The 26,225-nt window shown below is 68.3% G+C and carries 18 protein-coding genes; 9 read left to right on the forward strand and 9 right to left on the reverse strand.

Annotated elements, in window-relative coordinates; translation table 11 throughout:
* Positions 1-913: SH3 domain-containing protein (locus C882_RS19030; RefSeq protein ID WP_052000226.1), on the forward strand; the 913-nt coding region annotated here is incomplete at its 5' end.
* A gap of 597 nt (positions 914-1,510) precedes the next feature.
* Here C882_RS19030 and rpoD read toward each other — a convergent pair.
* From rpoD to C882_RS19045, 3 genes are all read right to left on the reverse strand, one after another.
* Entirely contained in the window at positions 1,511-3,580 is a 2,070-nt protein-coding gene (gene rpoD, locus C882_RS19035) for an RNA polymerase sigma factor RpoD (protein WP_009542303.1), read from the reverse strand.
* 142 nt (positions 3,581-3,722) lie between these two features.
* The gene (dnaG, locus tag C882_RS19040; RefSeq protein ID WP_043646582.1) at positions 3,723-5,588 is read right to left on the reverse strand and encodes a DNA primase; all 1,866 of its coding nucleotides are present in this window, start codon (positions 5,586-5,588) and stop codon (positions 3,723-3,725) included.
* Positions 5,589-5,732: 144 nt separating this feature from the next.
* On the reverse strand, positions 5,733-6,197 hold the full coding sequence (locus C882_RS19045) for a GatB/YqeY domain-containing protein (RefSeq protein ID WP_009542305.1): 465 nt from the start codon (positions 6,195-6,197) through the stop codon (positions 5,733-5,735).
* 284 nt (positions 6,198-6,481) lie between these two features.
* Between C882_RS19045 and carA the strand changes: the two genes are divergently transcribed.
* From carA to greA, 3 genes are all read left to right on the forward strand, one after another.
* Positions 6,482-7,657: a glutamine-hydrolyzing carbamoyl-phosphate synthase small subunit gene (gene carA / locus C882_RS19050; protein WP_009542306.1), complete on the forward strand. Its 1,176-nt coding sequence runs from the start codon at positions 6,482-6,484 to the stop codon at positions 7,655-7,657.
* A 145-nt stretch (positions 7,658-7,802) separates the two neighbouring features.
* Positions 7,803-11,048 carry a carbamoyl-phosphate synthase large subunit gene (gene carB, locus C882_RS19055; RefSeq protein WP_009542307.1) on the forward strand — a complete coding sequence of 1,082 codons (3,246 nt, stop codon included), beginning with the start codon at positions 7,803-7,805 and terminating at the stop codon, positions 11,046-11,048.
* 74 nt (positions 11,049-11,122) lie between these two features.
* Positions 11,123-11,602, forward strand: coding sequence for a transcription elongation factor GreA (gene greA, locus C882_RS19060; protein ID WP_043646585.1), 480 nt, complete (start codon positions 11,123-11,125; stop codon positions 11,600-11,602).
* A 277-nt stretch (positions 11,603-11,879) separates the two neighbouring features.
* Here the strand turns inward: greA and ppsA are convergent, their stop codons facing one another.
* Positions 11,880-14,261 (reverse strand): phosphoenolpyruvate synthase, encoded by a 2,382-nt coding sequence (gene ppsA, locus C882_RS19065; RefSeq protein ID WP_043646587.1) that lies wholly within the window; start codon positions 14,259-14,261, stop codon positions 11,880-11,882.
* 227 nt (positions 14,262-14,488) lie between these two features.
* Here ppsA and C882_RS19070 point away from each other — a divergent pair, with 227 nt between their 5' ends.
* Complete coding sequence (locus C882_RS19070; RefSeq protein WP_009542311.1) at positions 14,489-15,253, forward strand: FadR/GntR family transcriptional regulator; 765 nt, start codon at positions 14,489-14,491, stop codon at positions 15,251-15,253.
* Between the two features lie 315 nt (positions 15,254-15,568).
* On the opposite strand, the gene C882_RS23545 is transcribed toward C882_RS19070, so the two are convergent.
* From C882_RS23545 to serA, 4 genes are all read right to left on the reverse strand, one after another.
* Positions 15,569-18,427, reverse strand: a complete 2,859-nt coding sequence (locus C882_RS23545; protein WP_009542312.1) for a sensor histidine kinase — start codon at positions 18,425-18,427, stop codon at positions 15,569-15,571.
* 247 nt (positions 18,428-18,674) lie between these two features.
* Positions 18,675-19,052, reverse strand: a complete 378-nt coding sequence (locus tag C882_RS19080; protein ID WP_009542314.1) for a DsrE family protein — start codon at positions 19,050-19,052, stop codon at positions 18,675-18,677.
* Between the two features lie 91 nt (positions 19,053-19,143).
* Positions 19,144-19,821 carry a YbaY family lipoprotein gene (locus C882_RS19085; protein ID WP_009542315.1) on the reverse strand — a complete coding sequence of 226 codons (678 nt, stop codon included), beginning with the start codon at positions 19,819-19,821 and terminating at the stop codon, positions 19,144-19,146.
* 67 nt (positions 19,822-19,888) lie between these two features.
* Positions 19,889-21,136: a phosphoglycerate dehydrogenase gene (gene serA / locus C882_RS19090; protein WP_009542316.1), complete on the reverse strand. Its 1,248-nt coding sequence runs from the start codon at positions 21,134-21,136 to the stop codon at positions 19,889-19,891.
* A gap of 129 nt (positions 21,137-21,265) precedes the next feature.
* Here serA and C882_RS19095 point away from each other — a divergent pair, with 129 nt between their 5' ends.
* The 4 genes from C882_RS19095 (at position 21,266) to C882_RS24175 (ending at position 25,702) form a co-directional block, all read left to right on the forward strand.
* The gene (locus C882_RS19095) at positions 21,266-21,736 is read left to right on the forward strand and encodes a RidA family protein (protein WP_009542317.1); all 471 of its coding nucleotides are present in this window, start codon (positions 21,266-21,268) and stop codon (positions 21,734-21,736) included.
* 57 nt (positions 21,737-21,793) lie between these two features.
* Positions 21,794-22,981 carry a GNAT family N-acetyltransferase gene (locus C882_RS19100; RefSeq protein WP_043646590.1) on the forward strand — a complete coding sequence of 396 codons (1,188 nt, stop codon included), beginning with the start codon at positions 21,794-21,796 and terminating at the stop codon, positions 22,979-22,981.
* Positions 22,982-23,072: 91 nt separating this feature from the next.
* Positions 23,073-23,672, forward strand: coding sequence for a DUF924 family protein (locus C882_RS19105; RefSeq protein WP_009542319.1), 600 nt, complete (start codon positions 23,073-23,075; stop codon positions 23,670-23,672).
* Between the two features lie 329 nt (positions 23,673-24,001).
* Positions 24,002-25,702 (forward strand): methyl-accepting chemotaxis protein, encoded by a 1,701-nt coding sequence (locus C882_RS24175; RefSeq protein ID WP_009542320.1) that lies wholly within the window; start codon positions 24,002-24,004, stop codon positions 25,700-25,702.
* Positions 25,703-25,735: 33 nt separating this feature from the next.
* Here C882_RS24175 and C882_RS19115 read toward each other — a convergent pair whose 3' ends face one another.
* The gene (locus tag C882_RS19115) at positions 25,736-26,218 is read right to left on the reverse strand and encodes an Lrp/AsnC family transcriptional regulator (RefSeq protein ID WP_009542321.1); all 483 of its coding nucleotides are present in this window, start codon (positions 26,216-26,218) and stop codon (positions 25,736-25,738) included.
* Positions 26,219-26,225 lie beyond the last annotated feature (7 nt).

The following is a 26,225-nucleotide window of genomic DNA, read 5'->3' on the forward strand; positions in this document are numbered from 1 at the left end:
CGGTGCGACGGGCGCCCAGGCCGAGGCGGCCGCCCGCGCCGCCTCCGGCCACCGTCCCGCCGCCAATGCGCCGCCGCTGCGGCCCTGCCGGCGCTGCGGCAAGGTGACCGCCCAGCCGCGCCACGTCATCCTGCGCCAGGTCACGGGCCTTCTCCGCCGGTCGCTGGTGGAGCGCATCGAGGGCGTGTTCTGCCGGCGCTGCTCGCAGGTCTCGGCGGTGCGGGCGAGCTATGCCACATGGCTGCGGGGCTGGTGGTCGCTGCCCGCCGGGCCGCTGGACACCGTTCGCGCCCTGGTCGTGAACCTGCGCGGCGGCGAATTGCCCGCCGAGAACAACCGGGAACTGCTGGTCGAACAGGCGCGCGCTTTCCTCGCCCGTCGCGAGCCCGATCTGGCGCGCGGTTGCGCCGAGCAGGCCACCGCCTTCGTCCGCACCGGCATGGACCGCCGCGAGGTGGAGCACCTGCTGGGCCAGATCCCCCGCTCCCGCCGCCGCCTGCGCGACCGCTGGCGGGGCCCCGGATGGGCGGCGCCCGTGCAACTGCTTCCGCTGCTGGTGATCGGCGCCGCGGTGTCGCTGGTCACGCCGCGGCTGGACGAGATGCCCGACCTGCCGATGCTCACCGCCGAGACGCCGGCACCGGCCAACGACGAGACAGTCACCAGCCGCCCCGGCGCCCTCGGCCCGGAGCTGGACAGGCTGAACGTCGCCGCCGAACGCCTCACCGTCCGCACCGGCCCCGGCGCCGCCTACCGCGTGGCCGCCTCGCTGGCGGAAGGAACCACGGTGGTCGTCAAGGAACTTTCGCCCGACGGCGGCTGGGCGCGCGTGCTGACCAGCGACGGAACCACCGGCTTCGTCGACGCCGGCGGCCTGCGGCGATGGGCCGAGGAGGACGGGATCAATCCCTGAGCGGACGGCGGCGGTGCCGGGATAGCCGCGACGACGCGAAGGACGCCAAGCGGCTGTGCTGACGGTGGCGGCGTCGCTTCATCGGCGTGCGAAGGTTGATAAACCACCAAGACACCAAGGCACCAAGACAGCGCGCGAAGGCGCGCCATCATCCGTTCGCCGAACGCCTTTGCCCGGTCTTTCGGCGTGATGATGATTAATACCGGGCGACACTTGAAATCGTACACTTGTCGCCCGGCAAGGCCGGAGTCCTGACTAACGCGAAGCGGACACCGGCCGCCGCGCCTTATGGCGCGTGAGCCTGCGTGGCAACTGAACGCAGCCTCGATGATTTCAATCATCGAGGCGTATAAGTAGCCGAGGGAGCGCGAGGGAGCCCGTGGCTCCCTCGCATTTCATTGCGGCGCAGCCGGAAAACCTTGGTGCCTTGGCGTCTTGGTGTTTTGAAGCCACCGCCCGCCCTTGACGCCGCACCGTCGCCGTCGGCACACCGGCGTCGCGTCTTCGTGGCCTCCCTGCACCGCCGTCAGCCGCCAGGCCAGGAAAAAAGGGCGGCGCCCCGAAGAGCACCGCCCTGTTTCCGAAACGGCCCCGGCGTCAGCTGTCCAGGAAGCTGCGCAGCTTGCGCGAGCGGCTGGGATGCTTGAGCTTGCGCAGCGCCTTCGCCTCGATCTGGCGGATGCGCTCGCGGGTGACGTTGAACTGCTGGCCGACCTCTTCCAGCGTGTGGTCGGTGTTCATGCCGATGCCGAAGCGCATCCGCAGGACCCGTTCCTCGCGCGGCGTGAGCGTCGCCAGGATGCGCGTGCAGGTTTCGCGCAGGTTGCCCTGAATGGCGGCATCCAGCGGCTGCACGGCGTTCTTGTCCTCGATGAAGTCGCCGAGGTGGCTGTCTTCCTCGTCGCCGATGGGCGTTTCGAGGGAGATGGGCTCCTTGGCGATCTTCAGGACCTTGCGCACCTTCTCCAGCGGCATCTGGAGCTTTTCGGCCAGTTCCTCGGGCGTCGGCTCGCGGCCGATCTCGTGCAGCATCTGGCGGCTGGTGCGGACCAGCTTGTTGATGGTCTCGATCATGTGGACCGGGATGCGGATGGTCCGCGCCTGGTCGGCGATCGAGCGCGTGATGGCCTGCCGGATCCACCACGTGGCGTAGGTGGAGAACTTGTAGCCGCGCCGGTACTCGAACTTGTCCACCGCCTTCATCAGGCCGATGTTGCCCTCCTGGATGAGGTCCAGGAACTGAAGGCCGCGGTTCGTGTACTTCTTGGCGATGGAGATCACGAGACGCAGGTTGGCCTCGATCATCTCCTTCTTGGCGCGGGTCGCCTCGCGCTCGCCCTTCTGCACGGTCTGGACGATGCGGCGGAATTCCGAGATCGGCTGGCCGGCCTCTTCGGCGACCAGGGCGATCTCGCCGCGGATGCGGGTCACTTCCGCCTCATGCTTGACGGCGAAGTCCTTCCAGCCCTTGCCGGGGCGCTGGGCCACGGTTTCCAGCCAGTTGGGGTCCAGTTCGTAGCCGAAGTAGGACTGCAGGAACTCCTCGCGCTTGACCTTGCTGCTGACGGCCAGGCGCAGCAGCTTGCCCTCCAGCCCCATGATGCGGCGGTTGAGGTCGTTCAGACGCTCCACCAGCCCCTCGATGCGGTTGCTGTTGAGGTGCACGCCTTCCATCAGGTCGATCAGTTCGGCGCGGGTCTTCTCGTACTTCTTTTCCTGCGCGGCCGAGACCGTGTCGCCCTTGCCCAGCGCGGCCAGGCGCTGGTCCTGAAGCTTCTTCAGCTTGCCGTAGGTGGCCGCGATCTGCTCGAAGGTCTCCACGACCTTGGGCATGAGCTGGGCTTCCATGACGGCGAGCGACACCGACGTGTCGGCCTCGTTGTCCTCGTCGTCCTCGCCTTCGGACGCGCCTTCCTTGGCCTCGCCTTCTTCATCGGCGCCGGCGCCGTCGGCCTTCTTGGCCTCCTGGCTTTCCTTGGCCGGGTGGGCGATGACCTGGGCGCCGCCCTTTCCGTCGCCCTTGGCGGCGGGGGCGGGAGCCTTGGCGACCTCTGCCTCGTCTTCCTCGTCCTCGGCTTCCACCTCGTCCAGCTCTTCGCCGCCGGGGCCGCTGCCGTAGGTGGTTTCCAGGTCGATGATGTCGCGCAGCAGCATCTTGCCTTCGAGCAGCGCGTCGTGCCACTCCAGCAGGGCGCGGATGGTCAGCGGGCTTTCGCAGATGCCGCCGATCATCATCTCGCGGCCGGCCTCGATGCGCTTGGCGATGGCGATTTCGCCCTCGCGCGACAGCAGTTCCACCGAGCCCATCTCGCGCAGGTACATGCGCACGGGGTCGTCGGTGCGGCCGATGTCTTCCTCGCTGACGTTGCCGGACTTGCTGTCCTCCTCGTCACCGCCCGAGGTGCTGCTGGTCTCGACGTCGTCCTCGCCCTCGATGACGTTCACGCCCATTTCCGAGAGCATGGACATGGTGTCCTCGATCTGCTCGGAGGACACGTCGTCGGACGGCAGGGCGGCGTTCAGCTCGTCATAGGTGACGAAGCCGCGCTCCTTGCCCTTCGCGACCAGCTTCTTGACGGCGGCGTTTATGGTGTCCAGCAGCGGACCATCGGTATTCTCTTCGGTCGATTCGGTGTTTTCTGCCGCGTTCGCCGTCTTTGTCGCCATTCGTATCCGCTCCTTAACGAACCGGTCCGCGAACCGCACGCGTCGTCAGACGGTCCGCTCTTCTGTCCCATCGGCACCGGGGTAATAAGGTCTTCGCCGACCCGAGCGCCACCTTACGCGGCGGGGCATGAGACGCCCCGCGTCAATCGTCGAGCGGATCCTCGCTGATCCGCCGCATGTCCTGGAAAAACAGCGCCTTCAGTCGTGACAGCGCCTGTTCGGACGCAGCCTGGTCATCGGTCTGGCCCGCATAGGCCGCGCCGGCGCGCATGACGTCCGCCCTGAAATCCTGCTGCTGCCCCTGTTCGAACGTGTGGTCCCATCCACTCATGGCCCTCTCGGTCGGCGCGTCGGGTCGTGCAAACGAAGCGTGGGCGTACACGTTGGAACTCAGGAGAAAGTTCAGGGTCTCTTCCAGTCCATCCCGCCGTAAGTGGCGTGACACGCCGTCGAAGTCAAGCCCCGACTCGGTCGAAAGCAGCAGAAGAAGCCGCTGCCGCAGACGTTCCACGGCCGCCTCGTCGCACTGGACGGACCCCAGCCTCTCGCCGATGTGGTCGAACAACTCGGGATGCGTCACCGCCGCCGCCACAAGGATTCGCTGCCGCCGCACCGCCGCCGAGGGGGGCGGGGTCAGCGGCGCCGGCGCCACCATGTCGGGGGCGTCCCAGCGGCCCTTGCCGTTGCGCCGGGCCCCGCCCGACCGCCCGCCGCCGGCACCCTGGGGACGGCCCTGGAAGCGGCGCTCGCGGAAGAACTGGAACAGCCGGTCGCGGAACTCGCGCTTGTAGGCCATCTGGACGGTGCCGTCCTGGATGGTCTCGGCCATGGTCATCAGGTTGGCCTCAAGGGCGGCGCGGCGCTCCGGCGTGTCCACCTGGTGCTCGGCCAGCGCATTGCGCCACAGAATATCCGACAGCGGCGCGGCGGCGCCGAGCACCTTGTCGAGGCCCTCGCGCCCCTCGGCCTTGAGCAGTTCGTCGGGGTCCTTGGCGCCGGTGACCAGGGCGAAGCGCAGGGAGTACCCCGGCTTGAGCATGGGCAGCGCCCGCTCGGCGGCCTTGCGGGCGGCACGGATGCCGGCCGCGTCGCCGTCCAGGCACAGCACCGGCTCGGGGCACAGGCGCCACAATTCCTGGATCTGGTTTTCGGTGATCGCCGTGCCCAGCGGCGCCACCGCCTCATGCAGGCCGAACTGGGCCATGGCGATGACGTCCATGTAGCCCTCGGCGACGATCACGCGCCCCGTCTCCCGCGCCGCCTCTCGCGCGAGTGCCATATTGTAAAGCACGCTCCCCTTGTGGAAGACGTCCGAATCGGGGCTGTTGAGGTATTTCGGCTGGCCGTCGCCCATGACGCGGCCGCCGAAGGCGATCACCCGGCCGCGCCGGTCGGTGATGGGAAACATCACCCGGTCGCGGAAATAATCGACCACGCGGCCGTCGTCGCGGCGCTTGAGCAGGCCGGCCTCGACCATCTGGCGTTCCTGGATGCCCTGCCCGGCCAGGTGGCGCGTCAGGGCGCCCGGCGGCGGCGCATAACCCAGGCGGAATCGGCGGATGGTTTCATCGGACAGACCGCGGTCGCGCAGGTAATCCAGCGCCGCAGCCCCTTCGGGGCGTTTCAGGGCGTCCTGGAAGAAGCGGCAGGCGGCCTCCACCACCTCTTGCAGGGTGGCCTGGCGCTTGGCCTTCTCCACCTCGCGCGGGGACGCCTTGGGGACCTCCATCCCTGCCTCGGCGGCCAGGGCCTCCACGGCTTCCATGAAGGACAGGCCCCGCGACTGCATCTCGAAATCGAGCACGTCGCCGTTCGCCTGGCATCCGAAGCAGTGGTAGAAGCCCTTGTCCTCGCTGACCGTGAAGCTGGGCGTCTTCTCGCCGTGGAAGGGGCACAGGCCCTTGTACTCGCCGCGGCCGGCCTTGATGAGCTTCACCTTGCGCCCCACCACATCGACGATGCTGGTGCGGCTGCGAAGCTCTTCGAGGAAACGGGGCGGCAGAGCCATGAAGGGGCGGCCTTTCGACACCACGGCGGCCCCAGACTGGCGGGGCCGCGCGAAGACGGCATGGGGAAGCGGGTCAGCGCATATAGGAGTAGCGCGCCCGCCTCACCAGCCGGTTAACGAAAAGGACGGCGCATGCGGCACGCCTCAGCCGGCGGCCTGGAGCTTCTGCTTGACGATGCCCGAGGCCTTGCCGAAGTCCATCTGACCGGCGTGACGCTCGCGCAGGGCGGCCATGACGCGGCCCATGTCCTTGAGCCCGGAGGCATCCAGGTCGGCGATCGCGGAGTCGACGGCGGCGGCGGCCTCGTCCTCGGTCATCTGCCGGGGCAGGAACTTGGAGATCCACTCGATCTCGGCCTTTTCGCGCTCGGCCAGTTCCAGGCGTCCGCCCTGTTCATACATCTGGATGCTTTCGCGGCGCTGCTTGATCATGCTTTGCAGCATCTGAAGGATCTCGTCGTCGGAGATGCCTTCCATCTGGCCCTTCGAACGGGCGGCGATGTCGCGGTCCTTCAGCGCGGCCATGATCAGGCGAATGGTCGCCACGCCGCTGGAATCCTTGGCGCGCATCGCTTCCTTCAACGCGTCCTGCAGGTCAGAGCGCAACATTGGGCAAGGGCCTCTTGAAGCTTTCGGGGAAGTGACCGACATTACACCAACGGGTCGCCCCCGGCAATACCGTCTAAGTCATTGAAAATAAAGACTTAAACCGCTTTCTTGACAGGGCGGCGGCGAACCCTTAAAAGACCGCCAATTTGCCCGCAGCCGCGAATTCGCGCCCTCTTCCGCAGCCACACCCCTGTTGCCGGCCCCAAAGGGTCGCGCCTGGATGAACGGAAGAGAGCGCCTTTCGGCTGCCCGGGCGCCAGCGACACGCAAGTTGGGACGCATCCATGTCAGACACCACCGCCTCCTCCGCCCCGCAGCCCGCCGGCGCGACCGCCGCGGTCGTCCTTGCAGACGGCACCGTCTTCTGGGGCCGCGGAGTCGGCGCCACCGGCGAACAGGTGGGCGAGGTCGTGTTCAGCACGGGCCTCACCGGTTATCAGGAGACGATGACCGACGCCTCCTTCGCCGGCCAGATCATCACCTTCACCTTCCCGCACGTCGGCAACGTCGGCGCCAACCCGGAAGACATGGAGGCGACGACCCCCGCCGCGCGCGGCTGCATCCTGCGCGCCGACATCACCGAGCCCAGCAACTGGCGCGCCGCGCAGCACCTGTCGGACTGGCTGCGGTCGATGAACCTGATCGGCGTGACCGGCATCGACACCCGCGCCGTCACGCGCCGCATCCGCGACCATGGCGCGCCCAACGGCGTCATCGCCCACCACCCGGACGGCGTGTTCGACATTCCCGCGCTGGTCGCCATGGCCAAGGCGTGGCCGGGGCTGGAGGGCATGGACCTCGCCCGCGACGTCACCTGCGCCCAGACCTATCAGTGGTCCCAGACCCGCTGGAGCCTGAAGGACGGCTACGGCACGCTGACCGAGCCGAAGTACAAGGTGGTCGCCGTCGACTACGGCGCCAAGAAGAACATCCTGCGCAGCCTCGCCGACCAGGGCTGCGAGGTGACCGTGGTGCCCGCCACCGCGACGGCCGAGGACATCCTGCGCCACAACCCCGACGGCATCTTCCTGTCCAACGGCCCCGGCGACCCGGCCGCGACCGGTGAATACGCCGTGCCGGTGCTGCAGGAAATCGTCAAGACCGGCAAGCCGGTGTTCGGCATTTGCCTGGGCCACCAGCTTCTGTCGCTGGCGCTGGGGGCAAAGACTTACAAGATGGACAAGGGCCATCGCGGGTCCAACCAGCCGGTCAAGGACCTGAAGACGGGCAAGGTGGAGATCACCAGCCAGAACCACGGCTTCGGCGTCGACCGCGCCAGCCTGCCCGCCGGCGTGGTGGAAACCCACGTGTCGCTGTTCGACAACTCGGTGGAGGGCATCGCGGTGGACGGCAAGCCGATCTTCTCGGTGCAGTACCACCCCGAGGCCAGCCCCGGCCCGCAGGACAGCCATTACCTTTTCAAGCGCTTCACCGACCTGATGGACGAAGCGAAGGGCTGACGCCCGCTTGGCATAGCATGATCCCGACGGGGCGGCGCCTTGCACAACGCGCGGCCCCGCCGCACAAACAAAGACCGCATCCACGTTCACGCGCCGCAGCGCCGCCCGGCGCGCCGCCGTCCCCGGAGAGTGAGAGCCCGACGCCATGCCCAAACGCACAGACATCCAGTCCATCCTCATCATCGGCGCCGGTCCCATCGTCATCGGCCAGGCCTGCGAGTTCGACTACTCCGGGGCCCAGGCCTGCAAGGCGCTGCGGGAAGAGGGCTACCGGGTCATCCTGGTGAACTCCAACCCCGCCACCATCATGACCGACCCCAACATGGCGGACGCCACGTATGTGGAGCCGATCACGCCCGAGATGGTCGCCAAGATCATCGAGAAGGAGCGCCCGGACGCGCTTCTGCCCACCATGGGCGGCCAGACGGCGCTGAACACCGCCATGAAGCTGTCCGAGGACGGCACGCTGGAGAAGTTCGGCGTGGAGATGATCGCCGCCCGCCGCGACGTCATCGAAAAGGCGGAAGACCGCCAGCTGTTCCGCGAGGCCATGGACAAGATCGGCCTGGAAAGCCCCAAGTCCATCGTCGTCAACACCATGTCGGAAGCGGCCAACGCGCTGGAATTCGTGGGCCTGCCGGCGATCATCCGCCCGTCGTTCACGCTGGGCGGCCAGGGCGGCGGCATCGCCTACAACAAGGAAGAATACGAAAAGATCGTCGCCAACGGCCTGGCGGCCAGCCCGACCACCGAAGTGCTGGTCGAGGAAAGCGTGCTGGGCTGGAAGGAGTACGAGATGGAGGTCGTCCGCGACAAGGCGGACAACTGCATCATCATCTGCTCCATCGAGAACATCGACCCCATGGGCGTCCACACCGGTGACTCCGTCACCGTGGCCCCGGCGCTGACGCTGACCGACAAGGAATACCAGATCATGCGCGACGCGAGCCTCGCGGTGCTGCGCGAGATCGGCGTCGACACCGGCGGCTCCAACGTCCAGTTCGCGGTCAACCCGGAAGACGGCCGCATGGTCGTCATCGAGATGAACCCGCGCGTCTCGCGCTCGTCCGCGCTGGCGTCCAAGGCCACCGGCTTCCCCATCGCCAAGGTCGCCGCCAAACTGGCCGTCGGCTACACGCTCGATGAGCTGACCAACGACATCACCGGCTGCACGCCCGCCAGCTTCGAGCCGACCATCGACTACGTGGTCACCAAGATCCCGCGCTTCACCTTCGAGAAGTTCCCCGATGCCGAAGCGCTGCTGACCACCTCCATGAAGTCGGTCGGCGAGGCCATGAGCGTCGGCCGCACCTTCGCGGAAAGCCTGCAGAAGGGCCTGCGCTCGCTGGAGACCGGCCTGACGGGCCTCAACGAAATCGAGATCGCCGGCGCCGAGGACGGCACCAACCGCGACGCCATCCGCGCGGCCCTGGCCGCTCCGCGCCCGGACCGCATCCTGACCATCGCCCAGGCCATGCGCCATGGCTTCACGCCGGCGGAAATCCAGGCCGTCACCAAGTACGACCCGTGGTTCCTGGCGCAGATCAAGGCCATCGTCGATGCCGAGGCCGAGGTGCGCAAGGACGGCCTGCCCGACAGCGCGGCCGGACTGCTGCGCCTGAAGAAGCTGGGCTTCTCCGACCCGCGCCTGGCGGAACTGGCGGGCACCACGCCGACGGCCGTGCGCGAGCGGCGCGAGGCGCTGGACGTGCGCCCGGTCTACAAGCGCATCGACACCTGTGCCGGCGAGTTTCCGTCGGAAACGCCGTACATGTACTCCTGCTACGAGGGCGACGGCGTCCAGAAGCCCGAGTGCGAGAGCCAGCCCACCGACCGCAAGAAGGTCGTCATCCTGGGCGGCGGCCCCAACCGCATCGGCCAGGGCATCGAGTTCGACTACTGCTGCGTCCACGCGGCCTACGCGCTGGAAGACGCCGGGTACGAGACCATCATGGTCAACTGCAATCCCGAGACCGTCTCCACCGACTACGACACCTCCGACCGCCTGTACTTCGAGCCGCTGACGGCCGAAGACGTGATCGAGCTGATCCGCGTCGAGCAGAGCAACGGCAGCGTGCACGGCGTCATCGTGCAGTTCGGCGGCCAGACCCCGCTGAAGCTGGCGCACGCGCTGGAAAGCGCCGGCATCCCCATCCTGGGCACCAGCCCCGACGCCATCGACCTTGCCGAGGACCGCGAGCGGTTCCAGCAGCTTCTCCACACGCTGGGCCTGAAGCAGCCGCCCAACGGCCTGGCGCGCAGCGTGGAAGAGGCCCGCGCCGTCGCCGCCCGCGTCGGCTATCCGGTGGTGGTGCGCCCGTCCTTCGTGCTGGGCGGCCGGGCCATGCGCATCGTCTATGACGAGGCCGACCTGAACCGCTACATGCACGAGGCCGTGGTGGTCTCGGGCGACGACCCGGTGCTGCTCGACCACTACCTGGCCGGCGCCATCGAGGTGGACGTGGACGCCATCTGCGACGGCACCCGCGTCTACGTGGCGGGCGTCATGCAGCACATCGAGGAAGCCGGCGTCCACTCGGGCGACTCGGCGTGCTCGCTGCCGCCGTACTCGCTGTCGGACGAGGCGGTGGAGGAGTTGAAGGTCCAGACCCAGAAGCTGGCCGAGGGCCTGGGCGTGGTCGGCCTGATGAACGTGCAGTTCGCCGTGCAGAACGGCACCGTCTTCATTCTGGAGGTCAACCCGCGCGCCAGCCGCACGGTGCCCTTCGTCGCCAAGGCCACCGGCCGTCCCATCGCCAAGATCGCCGCCCGCGTCATGGCCGGCGAGCGCCTGGACGACTTCGACCTGCCGGAAATGGCGCGCCCGCGCCACGTCGCGGTGAAGGAGGCCGTGTTCCCCTTCGCCCGCTTCCCCGGCGTCGACATCGTGCTCGGCCCCGAGATGAAGTCCACCGGCGAGGTCATGGGCATCGACACCGACTTCAAGCGCGCCTTCGCCAAGTCCCAGATCGGCGCCGGCGTGCGCCTGCCGCTGGAAGGCACCGTGTTCCTGTCGGTGCGTGACGGCGACAAGCCCGCCGCGCTGGAGGTGGCGCGCAAGTTCGTCGACCTGGGCTTCACCCTGATGGCCACCAGCGGCACGGCGGCCTTCCTGGCCGAGAACGGCGTTGCCGTCGAAAAGGTCAACAAGAAGACCGAGGGCCGGCCGCACTGCGTCGACCGCATGGTGTCGGGTGACGTCCATGTGGTGGTCAACACCACCGAGGGCGCGCAGGCGCTGAAGGACAGCTTCGACATCCGGCAAACCGCCCTGACGCGCAACATCGCGCACTACACCACCATCCCTGGTGCGCAGGCCGCCGTGGACGCGATTGAGGCCGTCAAGCGCGGGGCGCTTGATGTGGCATCGCTTCAGTCCTATTTTGGTTAGCCATCGTGACGGGGCGGGTCCTTGCCGCGCCCCGTCGCTTTTTTGTGTTTTTGCATTTTTCCAGGGGTTCTCGAATGGAGAAGGTTCCCATGACTCGGAAGGGCCTGACCCTTCTTGAGCAGGAGTTGAAGCAGTTGCGTTCGGTGGACCGCCCCGGGGTCATCAAGGCCATCGCCGAGGCGCGCGAGCACGGTGACCTGTCCGAGAACGCCGAATACCACGCCGCGCGCGAGCGCCAGAGCTTCATCGAGGGCCGCATTTCGGAACTCGAGGACGTGATCGGCCGCGCCGACGTCATCGACGTGTCCAAGATGTCGGGCGAGACCATCCGCTTCGGCGCCATGGTGACGCTGGCCGACGAGGACACGGATGAGGAAGTGACATATCACATCGTCGGCCCCTACGAGGCCGACCTGAAGAACGGCCGCATTTCCATCCAGTCCCCCATCGCCAAGGCCCTGGTGGGCAAGACCGAGGGCGACAGCGTGGAGGTGACCGCGCCTGGCGGCTCGCGCTCCTACGAGGTGGTCACGGTGAAATTCGCCGACCTCTGAAGGCGCTGCGCCTGACGTCACCGACGAAAAACGCCGCCGCTCCGAGGCCTTCGGGGCGGCGGCGTTTTTTTGGAGGCAGCGGATGTCTCGCGCGTATCTGGCTGCGGAGATTCCCCGGAAAGCGGCGCGGCAGGATGTCCGGCGCCGCTTGTGGATTCCCGCTTTCGCGGGAATGACGAGTATTTTCCCTCTATAACAATTTCTCGGGAGAACCCGTCGCACCTGCGAAAGCAGGGGCCCACCGACGATGCCGCCCGCCCCGCGACGCTGCCACCGGTCAGCCCCCGCCCCTGGCCTCCATCTCGGCGATGTTGCATTTCACGTCCAGGAAGCTGTCGGGCGTGACGGAGATGGACGTAATCCCCTGCTCCACCAGGAACTGGGCGAACTCCGGGTGATCGCTGGGGGCCTGGCCGCAGATGCCCACCTTCACGCCCGCGTCGCGGCCGGCGTGGATCAACTGGCCGATGAAGCGCGCCACCGCCGGGTCTTCCGCCCGGAACAGGTGGCCCAGGCGGTCGTTGTCGCGGTCCAGCCCCAGCACCAGTTGCGTCAGGTCGTTGGACCCGATGGAAAAGCCGTCCACGCGGCTGGCGAACTGGTCGGCCAGGATGACGTTGGACGGGATTTCCGCCATCACGTAGACCTCCAGCCCCTTGCGGCCGCGGATCAGGTTGTGGGCGGCCATTTCCTCCAGCACGCGGTCGGCCTCGCCAGGGGTGCGGCAGAAGGGGATCATGACCTTGATGTTGGTCAGGCCCATGTCCTCCCGCGCACGGGTCACGGCCTTGCACTCCAGGGCGAAGCCCTCCCGATACCGGTCGTCGTAGTAGCGGCTTGCCCCGCGCCAGCCGAGCATGGGGTTGGCCTCGTCCTGCTCGAACTGGGCGCCGCCGATCAGGTCGGCGTATTCGTTGGTCTTGAAGTCGCTCATGCGCAGGATCACGGGGTTGGGATAGAAGGCCGCCGCGATGCGCGCCACGCCCAGCGACAGCCGATCGACGAAGTATTCCGTGCGGTCCTCGTAATCGGCCGTCAGCTCGGTGATCTTCTGCTTGGCCTCCTTGTCCTCCAGGTCGTCGAAGTGACACAGCGCCATGGGGTGGATGCCGATCATGTTGTTGACGATGAACTCCATGCGCGCCAGCCCCACGCCATCCGCCGGAAGCTTCCACCAGGTATAGGCACTGGTCGGGTTGGCGAGGTTCACCATCACCTGCGTGCGGGTCCTGGGGATGGTCTCGGGGTCCACCTCCGTCGTCTCGAACTCGCGGATGCCCTCGTAGACCTTGCCCTGGTCGCCCTCGGCGCAGGACACCGTGACCTCCTGCCCGTCCTTGAGGCGTTCCGTCGCGTCGTCGGCGCCGACGATGGCCGTCAGGCCCAGTTCGCGGCTGACGATGGCGGCGTGGCTGGTGCGCCCGCCCCGGTCCGTGACGATGGCGCTGGCCTTCTTCATGATCGGCACCCAGTCGGGGTCCGTCATGCCGGTGACCAGGACGTCGCCGTCCTCCAGCTTGTCGCGCTCGTCGGGGCTTTTCAGCCGCTTGACCTTGCCGGCGGCGATGGCCGCGCCGATGGCGGTGCCGGTCGCCAGAACCTTGGCGTCCGTCTCCTTCATGGCGTAGGTGCGCAGAGGTTCGGCGGAGCGGCGGCTGTGGACGGTCTCCGGCCGGGCCTGGACGATGTACAGCTCCCCGCTCTCGCCGTCCTTGGCCCATTCCATGTCCATGGGCGTGCCGTAGTGGGTCTCGATCTCCACGGCCCAGCGGGCGAGCTGCATGACCTCGTCGTCGGTCAGCACCCAGCGGCGCTGTTCCTCGGGCTTGGTCTCGACGGTCTTGGTGGGCTTGTCGAAGACCATCTTCACGCCCTTGCGGCCCTTCTTGCGCCAGACGATGGGGCGCACGTCCTCCTCGTCCAGCAGCTTCTTGAAGACGTGGTACTCGTCGGGCTCCACCTGCCCCTGCACCACCGTCTCGCCCAGGCCGTGGGCGGCGTTGATGAGCACCACGCCGGGGAAGCCGCTTTCGGTGTCCAGCGAGAACATCACGCCCGACCCCGCGATGTCGGACCGCACCATGCGCTGCACGCCGACGGACACGGCCACCTGCATGTGGTCGAAGCCGTGGCGCTCGCGGTAGCTGATGGCGCGGTCGGTGAACAGGCTGGCAAAGCAGTCCTTCACGGCCTTCAGCAGCGCGTCCTCGCCCTGAATGTTGAGGAAGCTTTCCAACTGCCCGGCGAAGCTGGCGGACGGCAGGTCCTCCGCCGTCGCCGACGACCGCACGGCGACGCGCGGCAGGTCCTCCCCGGTTTCCGACTTCAGGCGCGAATAGCCCTCGCGCACCTGGGTCGCGAGCGCGGCGGGAAGCTCCGCCTTCTCGATCATGCCGCGCACTTTCTTGCCGATGGCGGCCAGGTTGGAGCCATCGTTCTTAAGCCCGGCCAGCGCCTCGGTGATGCCGTCGCGCAGGGTGTTCTCGGCGATGAAGGTGCGGTAGGCGTTGGCTGTGGTGGCGAAGCCGCCGGGCACGCGGATGCCGTGGGCGTGCAGGGCGCCGATCATCTCGCCCAGCGATGCGTTCTTGCCGCCCACGCGGTCGCCGTCGTCACGGCCGAGCTGGTCCAGCGGGATCGTCAGGGCGTCGTCGGTCATGCTGTCCTCGGGCTTGGGTTGACGTCGATCTCGGCGGATCAACGTGCGGCTCCCGGCCAGCGTTGAATGGCACCCTGTGGGCGTGCTTGATGCGGGACCCCCTCAGGCCTTATCCTGCGACGGCCTGGGGCTGTCGAGGGACCGCCATGCACGCCCCCGGCGAACCTTGAGGAGACATCGCCCATGACCGCTTGCGGCGGCCCCGCCCTCCATCGGAGGGGCGCGGCATGACCCAGACTTTCGCCCGCCTGGACGTCCCCCCGGCCTACAAGGTCGTGTACGAGGCCATCGAAACGGAAATCATGGCCGGGCGCCTGAACCCGGGCGACCAGCTTCCCACCGAAACCACGCTGGCCGAGCAGTTCGGGGTCAACCGCTCGACCGTGCGCGAGGGCATCCGCCTGCTGGAGCAGTCGGGCCTGGTGCGGCGCGAGGCCGGCCGCCGGCTGCACGTCTCGCTGCCCCACTACACCGAACTGGCCCCGCGCGTCTCCCGCGCCATGGTGATGCAGCGCGTCACCTTCCGCGAACTGTGGGAGGTGTGCATGGTGCTGGAGCCCCAGGCCGCCGTGGACGCCTGCGAAAAGATGACGCCGGAGAAACTGGCGCCGCTGGAACGCAACCGCGATGCCATGGAAGAGGCGCTGAACGCCGGCAATTCCATCACGGCGCTGGACGTGCAGTTCCACGCCCTGGTGGCCGAGGCGACGGAAAACAAGGCGCTGCTGCTGGCACGCGAGCCCATCTCGCTGCTGTTCTACCCGGCCGTCCACGTGCTGTTCGAGAAGGACGAAACCGGCGCCATCGCCGGCCGCCGCCTGGTGGAGGCCCACACCCGCATCGTCGACGCCCTGCGCGCCCGCGACGTGGAGACGGTGCAGACCTGGATGACCAAGCACATCGTCGACTTCAAGCGCGGCTACGACGTCTGCGGCCTGGATATCGACGCGCCGGTGGACCGCATGCCGGCCGATCCGGATCTTTCGGATTAGAACCCTGCCAAATGAAACCCCCGCCCGGCGCGGCCGCTGGGTTAGTCTGCATATTGAGGAGCGGGACGGCACCCAGGTGCCACACCCCTGACGCGCATGCAGGACTGACCGCAGTTCAGCGCCCGGGCCGACGGCAGGCGGCGCCGTCGGAAGCCTCCCCCCGGTTGCGCGAACGCGGCCGGGCGGGCCCCCATTCGTTCGGCGAATGGGGGCTTTGCCCGTGGCACCCGCGCGGGATCAGCGGGTAAGGCGGATGTCACAGGAGACGTGGCCGGCGATGCGCGACCACGAATGCTGTCACTGACAGCACTGCTGTCACGACGCCGAGCGCAAGGCCTTCTTCTGCTCCAGCAGCCATGCCACCTTGGCCGCCGTCAGCGGTTGCGCCACCGTTGGCACGCCCAGGCGGCGCAGCGTGGCGGACAGGGCCGGGTCTTCCTCGGACAGGACGGCGGAAACGGCGACGCGCGGGCCGATGGCGGCTAGGCGGCGGACCGTTTCAACGTCGCCGGGACCGCGGACGCGGACGCAGGCTGCGGCCGCCTCGCCCCGCCGCAGGCGCTGCTCGGCCTCGAGAGGCGTCTGCACGGCGCTGACGCCGGCGCCGCGGGCCGCCAGGATGGCGCGGACCAGCGCCTCCGTCGCACCGTCGAACCCGAGCATCAGGCACGACAGCCGCCCTTCCGACGGCATCAGCACGGACTCCCCCGCCAGCGGCATGACCGGCACGGTGACCACGAAGCTGGCGCCGTCCTCGGGGGCGCTCTCGACGGCGATGGAACCGCCCATGCGCTCGGTCAGTTCACGGGCGATGGCAAGGCCGAGGCCGGCTCCCCCGAACCGCCGCGTCAGGCTGTCGTCGCCCTGGCGGAAGGGCTGGAAGATGTCCTCCAGCCGGTCGGCAGGGATGCCATGCCCGGTGTCCTCCACCCGGACCTCCAGAACGGAGCGGCCGTCGCGGTCGAACATCCGGGCGTGCACGGTCACGCCGCCGCGCTCGGTGAACTTGACGGCGTTGCCCACCAGGTTGGACAGCACCTGGCGGATGCGCCCCCCGGCGCCGTGGACGGACAGGCCCTCCAGCGTCTCCACCTCGGCCTTCAGCGACAGGCCCTTCTCGCGCGCCTGCATACGGAAGCCGGCCAGCACGTCTTCGACCAGCCGGGCCGGCGTGAACCATGCGGCCTCCACCGTGACCTGGCCGCTCTCGACGGCCGAGAGGTCCAGCAGGTCCTCGACGATGGCCAGCAGGTTGCGGGCGTTGCGGCCGATGGCGCGGGTGTCGCGCCGCACGCGCTCCAGGTCCGTCTCGCCCTCGGTCAGTTCGGTGAGGCCGATGATCCCGTTGAGCGGCGTGCGCAGCTCGTGCGTCACCTTGGCGAGAAACTCCGACTTCAGGCGCGCGGCCTCCAGTGCCCTGTCGCGGGCGGCGGCGATGCTGGCGCGGGCCTCCTCCAGAACGCTGACGTCCAGCATGACGCACAAGGTGCCCCGCCGCCCCAGGTGCCACAGCCGCGTGCGGCGGGCGGTGTAGCGGCGGGGACGGCCGCCCGCGCCGGACAGTTCCAGGATGTCCTCGCGCTCGACCTCCGCGGCGCCATCGGCGGCCATCGGCGTCAGGGCCTCGCGCACCGCATCGTGGCCGTGTTCGGCGACCAGGGCGTCATAGGCGCTGTTGTGGGCGATAACCACGTCGGGATTGTCGCCGAAGAACACCACCGGCACCGGCAGGTTCTCGATCAGCGAGCGACGGAAGGCGTCGCTTTCCTCCAGCGAGCGCGAGGCGGCGACCAGCCGGTCCGTCTTCTCGCCCAGTTGGCGGCCCATGCGGGCGACGGCGTGCGACAGGTCGGTGATTTCGGCCACCGGGCCACTGGTCTCCGGCTGGTGGAAGGCGCCTTCGGCGATGCGGCCCGCCGTCCGGCTCAGGTCCTCCAGCGGCGCGGCCAGGCGCGCGGCGTTGCTCCGGGCGACCCAATAGAGCGCCGTCAGAAAGGCGATGTAGAACAGCACCAGGATGCCGACGATCACCAGGCCCAGGCGGTCGAACCGGTCGCCGACCGCCACCGCGGACTGGTACAGGTCCGCCTCGGGCACGAAGACCGCCAGATGCCAGTCCACGCCCGGCACCAGGTTCCACGCCACCAGATGGCTCTCGCCGCCCAGCCGCGCGGTGCCGACGCCGCCCGCCTCGGCCATGATCGGCAGGTCCGACAGGCCGGCGACGCGGTCGATGGCATAGTCCTCGGACTTGAAGGTGTTGGTGCGCACCGCCTCGGCATAGGAGTGCGCCCCCACCTCCGCCAGGCCCAGCGCCGCCTCGGCCTCGGGCGGCATGGCGAGGATGGTGCCGTCGCGGCCAATGAGCACGGCCTGGCCGCCCCAGGGCGTGGAGATGTCCAGGACGCGGTCGACGATGGTGTTCAGCGTGATGTCGATGCCCACCACGCCCTCCAGCACCTTGCCGTCGTAGACGGGTGCGATGGCGCTGGTCAGCCAACCCTGTCCGGCCGGGTCCACGTAGGCGTCGGTCCACACCACGCCGCGCGACGGATTATGCGCGGCGTCGGCCTCGTAATAGAAGTTGAAGCTGGGGATATCCAGCTTCTGGGCGTAGGTCGCCGCCGTATCGAAGAACGGATAGATGCGGTTGTAGCTGTCGCGCGTGTTGTAATAGGCCTGGACGGCCAGCGCGTTGCTCTCCGTCACGTCGCGCAGCACGGGGTCGAGCACCGCCAGCGCCGCCGCCTTGCGCTGCATCGCCTCGTCCACCGGCACGATGCCCGAGTAGAAGCCGGCCGCGCCGCCGGTATTCACATCCGTGTAGTAGACGATGCCGTCGGCGTCGAAGGTGAAGCGGGCGGCCTCGTCCGGGTCGACGGTCAGCGGGCCCGTCACCAGGTCGGCCGTCCGGCGCTGCAGGACGCGGGTCAGGTCGGTGACGGCCGCCAGCCGCTCCGCCGCCAACCCGGCGTTCAGGCGCGCCACCTCGGTCAGGGACTGCTCCGCCGTCTCGCGGATGGCGGCGATGTTGGCGTCCTTGGTCAGCGCATTGGTGGCGAAGTAGGCGACGATCAGCGTCAGTTCCACCACCAGCAACGGCACCAGCGCCGTGCGCAGGTAGGACCGCCACATCCAGCGGAACAGCGTCAGCCGGTCGGCGTCCCGCGCCACCCTTCGGTCAACGGCATCGATCGATGCAGCCCCACTCCGGCCCATGCTCTGCCCGTCCCAAGCCCACGAAACTCGAATACATCAACCGCCTGCACATTTTATGCCGGTGCGCGGGTGCCGCCAAAGGCGAATAGAGAGGCGCCATCCCCCAACAGGGGTCGCATGCTGCCATGCAAAGCGCAACACGCCTCTCATCCTGCAACCGTCAGGGGACGAGACATCATGGGCGCATTTTCCCGTGATGGCGTCAGGATATCTGCAGGGCGCCCCTGGAGGCCATCACCAGATCGATGACGTCATCGGCGGTGATGACGGGAAAGCGGCTGTCCAGCTGGTCGGGCTTCAGGCCGTTGTGCTCCATGCAGGACTTGCACACCGCCACCTGTCCGCCCTTGGCGAGAAAGCCTTCCAGCAGTTCCGGCACCGGCTTGAAGGGCGCGCCGATGTCCATGCCGTCGACGCGGCCCGGCAGGCCCAGGTGCACGGCCTGGGCCATGAGGATCACGGTGGCGGAGTGCCCTTTCTCCAGCGCCTTGTTGCCCATGGTGAAGGCCACGGTGACCTTGTCGGGATTGCCCTGTTCGTCGAACAGCGTGCCGACGTAGTCGGTCGTCTGGATGGTCATGGCTCTGCTCCTCGTCGATGGTCCGCTGGATTCTGGCGAGCAGCGTACATCAGGAAATCCTGATGCACGAGGGAAAGGATAAGGATACGGCCTATTCCACAGTCGGCGTCGGGGCCGGCGCGATGACGCGGCCGCCGTAGTCGTCGCTGGAGATGTAGTCGGACAGCGAATCGCCGCCCAGGCGGTCGTCATACACGCCGCCGAGGCCGCCGCCGTCGCTGGTCATGGGCATGGCCTCGGTCTCCGAGGGGTCGGGAATGCCTTCCAGCGAATAGGACGCGCCGTCCTCGGCCGCGGGCGCCGTGCCGGTTGGAACCAGGGCGAGCGTGATGTCCTGGCGGTCCGGCGTGGCGGCGACGGCGACGGGCTCCTCGACGGTGTAGAGCGTGCCGCCGCGGCCGATCAGGCGGCCGGTGACGACGTAACGGTGACCCTCGGGCAGCGCGCCCGGACGCCATTGCAGGCGGAAGGGCACCGGTGCGCCGGCGGCGTCGGTGACGGTGCTGGCGACCAGGAAGTCGCCCTCGGTGCCCGTGCGGTCCAGGTCGACCAGGCGGGCCTCGGCGCGCGAGGTGGGCGGCACCTCCGCGCCCTCGGGCAGGACCAGCAGGCCCTCCACCACAGCGACGTCGCCCGAGGGGGCGAAGACGCGATCCACCGGGTCCTCGGCCTTGAGCCCCGAACAGGCGCCGAGCGCGGCGGCCATGGCGGCGACGGCAGCCAACCGGCCGGCGCGGCGGCCGGCGGCTGGGATGGTGGTGGTGGTCATGGAAGGCCCCTCTTTCGTTCGGTTGCTCCGTCCTTCAGCAACACCATCCCCCGGCGTGCGGTTCCCCTTACGGTTCCTCGCAGTTGAGGAAGCGGGTGCGAATGGTGCCCTCGATGGCCTCCAGGTCGCGACGCACGCCCATGCCGGGCTCGATGATGCCGTCGACGTCGACCACCACGTAGCCGACCTCTTCATCGGTGCGCAGGTACTGGCCGACGATGTTCAGTCCGCGGCGGCTGAAGACGTCGTTGATCTTGGAGATGACGCCGGGAACGTTGCGGTGGATGTGCATGAAGCGCGCCCCGCCCACGTGCACCGGCAGCATCACCTCGGGGAAGTTCACGGCGCCGACGGTGGAGCCGTTGTCCGAGTACTTGACCAGCTTTTCCGCCACTTCCGTGCCGATGTTGGCCTGCGCCTCCTGCGTCGAACCGCCGATGTGCGGGGTCAGGATGACGTTCTTCATGCCGCGCAGGGGGCTTTCGAACACGTCCTCCACGCTGGCCGGCTCGACCGGAAAGACGTCGATGGCCGCGCCCGCCAGGTGGCCGGTCCGCAGGTGGTCGGCCAGGGCGTCGATGTCCACGATCTGCCCGCGGGCGGCGTTGAGCAGGAAGGCGCCCTGCTTCATCCAGCCGAGTTCCGTGTCGGTGATCATGTTGCGGGTCTGCGGCGTGTCGGGGACGTGCAGCGACACGAAGTCCGACGTCTCCATCAGCTCCTTCAGGCTCATGCAGGCGGCGGCGTTGCCCATGGGCAGCTTGTCGACGATGTCAAAGAAGCGCACCTTCATGCCCAGCGCCTCGGCGATGACCGAAAGCTGCGTGCCGATGTGGCCGTAGCCGACGATGCCCAGCGTCTTGCCGCGCACTTCCGTCGAGCCTTTGGCGGACTTGTCCCAGCCGCCCTCGTGGCTGATCCAGTTGCGGCGGGGAATGCCGCGCGCCAGCATGATGATCTCGGCCAGCACCAGTTCCGCCACCGAACGGGTGTTGGAGTACGGCGCGTTGAACACCGGCACGCCCAGGTGCTTGGCGGCGCCCAGGTTGATCTGGTTGGTGCCGATGCAGAAGGCACCGACGGCGACCAGCTTTTCCGCCGCCTTCAGCACATCCTCGGTCAGCTTGGTGCGCGAGCGGATGCCGACGACGTGGGCGTCGCGGACGGCGTCCTTCAGCGCGTCGGCGTCCAGCGCGCCCTTGTGCACGTCGATGTTCTCGTATCCGTGCTGGCGCAGGTAGGCGACGGCGTTGTCGTGGACGTTTTCCAGCAGGACGAACTTGATCTTGTCCTTGGGCAACGAAAGCTTGCTCACGGGCGGCTCTTCCCAAAACAATGCGTGGACGGTGCGGCGGACGGGTCGGCGGGCGCCTAAGCGGCCCTCGCCCGCCCCGAGTCGGTGCCGCAGGATTACCACATCAGCAACCCCCAAGGGAGAACCAATATGTCCGGGACCATCGAGGCACGCCTGACCGAGAAGGGCATCACCCTGCCGAACGCCGCGGCCCCGGCCGGGAACTACGTCCCCTATGTGGTCAGCGGGACCCTGGTCTTCATTTCCGGACAGCTGCCGCTGGTCGACGGCAGGCCCGAGTTCAACGGGCGGCTGGGCGAGTCGGTCAGCCTGGAGGACGGCCAGCGCGCCGCCCGCCTGTGCGGCCTGAACCTGATCGCCCAGCTCAAGGCCGCCTGCGGCGGCGACCTGGACCGGGTGACCCGCGTCGTGCGCCTGGGCGGCTTCGTCAACAGCGCCGCCGACTTCACCGACCAGCCCAAGGTTATCAACGGTGCGTCGGACCTGATGGTGGAGGTGTTCGGCGAGGCCGGCAAGCACGCCCGCGCCGCCGTCGGCGCACCCACCCTGCCGCTGGGCGTGTCGGTGGAAATCGAGGGCACCTTCGAGATCAAGGGGTGAGACAGGGGCGCGGCGGCCCGTCTTGAGCCGCCGCGCCGCCGACACCACCTTCAGCCCATGCCAGACGGACGCGACGATTCCCTGATGCTCAAGGCCGTGCCTTCCATCGCCGCCGTGCCGGCCGATGCGTGGGACGCCTGCGCCGGCACCGACAACCCCTTCGTCCGGCACGCCTTCCTGTCGGCGCTGGAAGACAGCCGCTCGGCCTGCGGCGAGGAGGGATGGCTGCCGCGCCATCTGGTGCTGGAGGACCCGCAGGGAAGCGTGCTCGCCTGCGCGCCGCTGTACGTGAAAAGCCACTCCTACGGCGAGTACGTCTTCGACTGGTCGTGGGCCAATGCCTACTCCCAGGCCGGCGGGCGGTACTATCCCAAGCTTCAATGCGCCGTGCCCTTCACGCCCGTGACCGGCCCGCGCCTGCTGGTCCGGCCCGACGCCCCCGACCCGGCCGGCCTGCGCGAGGCCCTGGTGGGCGGCATGGTGAACCTGGCCGAGCGCGCCGGGTGCTCGTCGGTCCACGTCACCTTCCCCACCGAGGCCGAGGCCGGGGCCATGGAGTCCATGGGCCTGCTGCGCCGCATGGGGGTGCAGTACCATTGGGAAAATCCCGGCTACGCATCGTTCGACGACTTCCTGGAAACGCTGTCGAGCCGCAAGCGCAAGGACATCCGCAAGGAACGCGCCCGCGCGCAAGCCTCGGGCGTGCGGCTGGAAACCCTGACGGGCGACGCCGTCACGCCCCGCCACTGGGATGCCTTTTACCGATTCTACGTCGCGACCAGCGACCGCAAGTGGGGCAATCCCTACCTGACGCGCGAGTTCTTCGACCTGCTGGGCCAGCGCATGGGCGATGCGGTGGTGCTGGTGATGGGGTTCGAGGACGACCGTCCGGTCTGCGGCGCGCTGAACCTGCGCGGCTCCGACACCCTGTACGGCCGCAACTGGGGCAGCCTGGGCGACTACCGCTACCTGCACTTCGAGGCCTGCTACTACCGGGCGCTCGACTTCGCCATCGAGCACGGGCTGACGCGCGTGGAGGCCGGCGCCCAGGGCGAGCACAAGATCAAGCGCGGCTACATGCCCCGCCCCACCTGGTCCGCCCACTGGATCGCCGATGCCGGCCTGCGGAAGGCGGTGGAACGCTACCTGGGCCAGGAACGGGCCGTCATGCAGGCGGAGATCGAGGACCTCGCCACCCTGGCCCCCTACAAGAAGACCGACGACTCCCCGCCGGATTCTGCTTGAACCGCGGCGCCCCCGCCCCATATGGTCCGGCATGAATTTTCCGCATGGCTGATATGCAGAAGCATGTGCCGTGCCGTCTGGAGGGTCGTCCATGCCATACGCCGCCCGCACGTCCGGTCCGCTGCCGTCGGAAACGGTGGCCCGCGTCGTCGCCTTCTGGTTCGGGGAGCCCGGCTCGCCGACGGAGGGCGAGCCGCGCAAGGAATGGTTCGTCCAGGACGACGCCTTCGACCAGGCCATTGCCGAGCGCTTCACCGAGGAAATGGACGCCGCCGCCGACGGCCGGCTGGACGGGCTGATGGCCACGCCGCTGGGATGCGTCACGCTGGTCATCCTGCTGGACCAGTTTCCCCGCAACGTCTTTCGCAACAGCCCGGCGGCATTCGCCTGCGACCAGAAGGCGCGCACGGTCACCCGCCATGCCCTGGAACAGGGGTTCGACGCCGACTTGAGGCCGGTCCACCGCCTGTTTCTCTACATGCCGCTGGAACACTCCGAATGCCTGTCCGACCAGGAGGCCTCGGTGGAGCTGTTCCGCCAGTTGGGCAACGCGGAGTGGCTGGATTACGCCATCAAGCACCGCGACCTGATCGCCCGCTTCGACCGCTTTCCCCACCGCAACGCCGTGCTGGGCCGGGCCTCCACTCCTGAGGAAGAGGCCTTCCTGGCCGACCACGGGCGCGGGTTCTGATACGCGCCGGTGGTTGAAATCATCGACGCTGCGGCGTGTGCTCCGCACACGCCTTCGTTTCGCCACGCCGGCTGGCGCGTGTACGACGGCACGCTTCGTCCGGTATGAGGCCCGCCGTCCGAGCAGGCCTCACCAAAGCATCCCGCGCGGACTAGCCGTCGGTATAATTTTCGCGCCTTGGCCGAAATCAAGGTTGAGCACACCCCCTTCGAGGTAGAAGGCTGTCCTTTGGATCGGGCCGCGCCGACGGACGATCCGGAGCAGAACAGCGTGCCGCCGCTTGGCGACGACGCTTCCCTCGAACCCAGACGATCAAGGGGTGGTCTGCCATGAACCTCGGCGCTCTCCGTGTCTCCACCAAGATTTTCGCTCTCATCGGCGTCCTGGGCCTTGTGGCGGCGATCAACGCCGCCGTCGGCTACTATGGCCTGAACGTGCTGTCAGAGGATTCGCGCGGGCTGAACACGGCCTCCGCCGAAATCCGCCTTGGCGCGCGGCTCAGCCAGAACGTCGTCGAACTCAGCCGTGCCGAATACAGGCTGGCCGCCAATCCCGGTGCGCATCCAGAGGTGGTGGACCGGATCACCGACATCCGCACCGAGGCGCGCACCCGGCTCGACGAGGCGCGCGCCACGGCCGGGCCGGAGCAGGCGCGCATGCTCGACGAGACGGAAGCGGCCATTGAAAACTACGTTACCGCCCTGGAAGACACCGTGGCCGTCGCCCGCGCCCAGGCGGGCTCGGTAACGCTTGACGCGGGGCAGGAGGCCATCCTGGCATCGGTCCGTGACAGCCGGGCCGAGGCCGCCGTCCTGCGCAACGTGGTGGCCGACTACGTCAGCTACACCGACGACAAGGGAGACGCATTCGCCCGGCAGGCCGACGAGAACGCCGCCAGCCTCTCGACGACGGCGATCGTCGTCACCGTGGCGGGTCTGGCCCTCGGCCTGTTCCTGGGCTGGCTGTTCGCCATCAAGGGTACCGTCCAACCCATGAAGAAGGTGGTCGGCAACCTGAGGCAGCTGGCCGACGGCGACCTGGACATCAAGGTGGACGGTGCGGGCCGGAAGGACGAGGTCGGTGAGATCGCCCGCACGCTGGAGATCTTCCGCGCCAACATGCTGCACACCCGGGAGATGGAGGAAGAAGCCCGGCTGCGCGAGGAGCGCGAGCAGGAGGAGCGCCACCGCCAGATGCTGCAGATGGCCGACGACTTCGAGGCCCGCGTCGGCAGCATCGTCGGCACCGTGTCCTCGGCTGCTGAGGAAATGCAGTCGACCTCGGAAAACCTGTCGGCCATGTCCGAGGAGGCATCCTCCCAGTCCACCACCGTCGCGGCGGCCTCCGAACAGGCCTCGGCCAACGTGCAGACGGTCGCCTCGGCGACCGAGGAGCTGTCCAGCTCCATCGGCGAAATCGGCCAGCAGGTGGCGCGGTCGTCGGACATGGCGGCCCAGGCCACCAACCGCGCCGAAAGCACGCGCCAGCAGATGGAGGCCCTGGCCACGGCGGCCGAGGAGATCGGCGAGGTGGTCGACCTCATCAACGACATCGCCGACCAGACCAACCTTCTGGCGCTCAACGCGACCATAGAGGCCGCTCGCGCCGGTGACGCCGGCAAGGGATTCGCCGTGGTCGCCAACGAGGTCAAGACCCTGGCCGGCCAGGTTTCCAAGGCGACCGACCAGATCGCCGGCCAGGTGCAGGCGGTGCAGGGTGAAACCCGTGAGGCGGTCAAGGCCATCGGCAGCATCGTGACCGCCATCGGAGAGGTCAGCGAGACGGCGTCCGCCATCGCCTCGGCCGTGGAGGAACAGGGTGCGGCGACGCAGGAAATCGCATCCAACGTCCAGCAGGCCGCCACCGGCACGCACGAGGTTTCCAGCAACATCCAGGGCGTGAACGAAGCGGCGCGCGAGACCGGCGCCGGGGCCGATCAGGTGCTGACGGCCTCCCGCCAGCTCGCCACCGATTCCCACCACCTGCGCAAGGCGATGGACGAATTCCTGGACCAGGTGCGGGCGGCGTGAGGCGCCACCCGCCGGTGGAGACGGCGCCTGGGATCAGGCGCCCTCCAGCGCCGCCAGGTAGACCGGCAGCGGCGCGCCGCTCTTGACGGCGTTGAGCACGATGCTGGCCTCGTGGGTGCGCACCAGCGGGTTTTCCACCAGCATCACGCGGACGAAGGCCTCGTACATGGCGATGTCGCGCGCCACGACCACGAGGCCATAGTCGAACCCGCCGGTGACGTGCCAGCACGATATGACCTCGTCAGCCGCGAGCATCGTCGCCTCGAAGGCGGCGATGGTTTCGGGCTGTTTCTGCTGAAGGGTCACCCGGACCAGGGCCTGAACCCCGACACCCACCTTCTCCGGCTGAACAACCGAGACGTCCGCACGGATCACGCCGTGACGGCGGAGGCGGTCGGCGCGGCGCAGGCAGGCCGCCGGCGACAAATGAACGGTATCCGAAAGAGCAGCGCTCGTCTTGCGATTGTTCCGCTGCAACTCCGCCAAAAGGCGTGCGTCGAAGGTATCGAGGTGCATAATTTTC

Origin of the sequence: Caenispirillum salinarum AK4 (assembly GCF_000315795.1) — a bacterium.
Taxonomy (GTDB): domain Bacteria; phylum Pseudomonadota; class Alphaproteobacteria; order Rhodospirillales; family Rhodospirillaceae; genus Caenispirillum; species Caenispirillum salinarum.

What these genes read in the sequence shown, in the direction of transcription:
- rpoD (WP_009542303.1), bottom strand. Translation starts at nt 3,580, where the DNA reads ATGGCGACAAAGACGGCGAACGCGGCAGAAAACACCGAATCGACCGAA.
- dnaG (WP_043646582.1), bottom strand. Translation starts at nt 5,588, where the DNA reads ATGGCTCTGCCGCCCCGTTTCCTCGAAGAGCTTCGCAGCCGCACCAGC.
- C882_RS19045 (WP_009542305.1), bottom strand. Translation starts at nt 6,197, where the DNA reads ATGTTGCGCTCTGACCTGCAGGACGCGTTGAAGGAAGCGATGCGCGCC.
- carA (WP_009542306.1), top strand. Translation starts at nt 6,482, where the DNA reads ATGTCAGACACCACCGCCTCCTCCGCCCCGCAGCCCGCCGGCGCGACC.
- carB (WP_009542307.1), top strand. Translation starts at nt 7,803, where the DNA reads ATGCCCAAACGCACAGACATCCAGTCCATCCTCATCATCGGCGCCGGT.
- greA (WP_043646585.1), top strand. Translation starts at nt 11,123, where the DNA reads ATGGAGAAGGTTCCCATGACTCGGAAGGGCCTGACCCTTCTTGAGCAG.
- ppsA (WP_043646587.1), bottom strand. Translation starts at nt 14,261, where the DNA reads ATGACCGACGACGCCCTGACGATCCCGCTGGACCAGCTCGGCCGTGAC.
- C882_RS19070 (WP_009542311.1), top strand. Translation starts at nt 14,489, where the DNA reads ATGACCCAGACTTTCGCCCGCCTGGACGTCCCCCCGGCCTACAAGGTC.
- C882_RS19080 (WP_009542314.1), bottom strand. Translation starts at nt 19,052, where the DNA reads ATGACCATCCAGACGACCGACTACGTCGGCACGCTGTTCGACGAACAG.
- C882_RS19085 (WP_009542315.1), bottom strand. Translation starts at nt 19,821, where the DNA reads ATGACCACCACCACCATCCCAGCCGCCGGCCGCCGCGCCGGCCGGTTG.
- C882_RS19095 (WP_009542317.1), top strand. Translation starts at nt 21,266, where the DNA reads ATGTCCGGGACCATCGAGGCACGCCTGACCGAGAAGGGCATCACCCTG.
- C882_RS19100 (WP_043646590.1), top strand. Translation starts at nt 21,794, where the DNA reads ATGCCAGACGGACGCGACGATTCCCTGATGCTCAAGGCCGTGCCTTCC.
- C882_RS19105 (WP_009542319.1), top strand. Translation starts at nt 23,073, where the DNA reads ATGCCATACGCCGCCCGCACGTCCGGTCCGCTGCCGTCGGAAACGGTG.
- C882_RS24175 (WP_009542320.1), top strand. Translation starts at nt 24,002, where the DNA reads ATGAACCTCGGCGCTCTCCGTGTCTCCACCAAGATTTTCGCTCTCATC.
- C882_RS19115 (WP_009542321.1), bottom strand. Translation starts at nt 26,218, where the DNA reads ATGCACCTCGATACCTTCGACGCACGCCTTTTGGCGGAGTTGCAGCGG.